This window comes from Micromonospora sp. CPCC 206061, from assembly GCF_036906915.1.
GTDB lineage: Bacteria > Actinomycetota > Actinomycetes > Mycobacteriales > Micromonosporaceae > Phytohabitans.
Genome location: NZ_JBAKHX010000229.1, coordinates 1 through 753, shown reverse-complemented (window position 1 = coordinate 753; position 753 = coordinate 1). Strand labels below are relative to the sequence as shown.

Annotated in this window: 1 protein-coding gene; it reads left to right on the top strand. The window is 66.3% G+C overall.

Translation table 11 applies throughout. The features are described 5' to 3' along the window. Positions 1-246 precede the first annotated feature (246 nt). Positions 247-708, top strand: coding sequence for an epoxide hydrolase N-terminal domain-containing protein (locus tag V6V89_RS41520; RefSeq protein ID WP_334625244.1), 462 nt, complete (start codon positions 247-249; stop codon positions 706-708). Positions 709-753 lie beyond the last annotated feature (45 nt).

Here is a 753-nt window from a genome sequence, read left to right as displayed (position 1 = left end):
ACCGGGTGGGGAATTACGTGAGCGTCAGACCGCTACAGCTGGGGAATTACGTGAGCGCCGACAGTTCGGGCTTGTTGGGCGTCGTGGACCATGCGCCTGGGTGGCAAGAGGATGTGTACGATGATCCGCGTCAGCAATGAGGGGAGGTGAGCCCGGTGAACACCCAATGCCACGTCTGGGCGCTCCACCCGGCTGTCCCTGTCCGCTGACTTCGCGTCGGGGAGCGCCCTCCTAACCGGAGGAACAATGACTTACTCCCCGTTCCGTATCGACGTATCCGACCAGGTACTCGACGACCTTCGGGCACGACTGGCCCGCGCCCGCTTCGCCGACCGCAGCGGCGACCAGCCGTGGCAGGCCGGCACGGACCCTGACTACCTGCGGCACCTGGTGTCCTACTGGCTGGACGGGTTCGACTGGCGTGCCCGGGAAGCCGAACTCAACGCACTGCCGCACTACCAGGCCCAGATCGGCGGCCGGCGCATGCACTTCCTTCGCGTACTTGGGACGCGTCCGGAAGGCGCCCCCGCACCGCTGCCGCTGATCCTGAGCCACGGTTGGCCCAGCAGCTTCGTGGAGATGCTGCCGCTGGTCGACCGTCTAACCAACCCCGCTCGCCACGGCGGCGACCCCGCCGACGCGTTCGACGTGGTGGTGCCCTCACTGCCAGGCTTCCTGTACTCGGAGCTGCCCTCTCTGTCAGGCTGACGTGAGACACCTGATCCACTACATGGTCTGAGTAGGGCGAGTGCA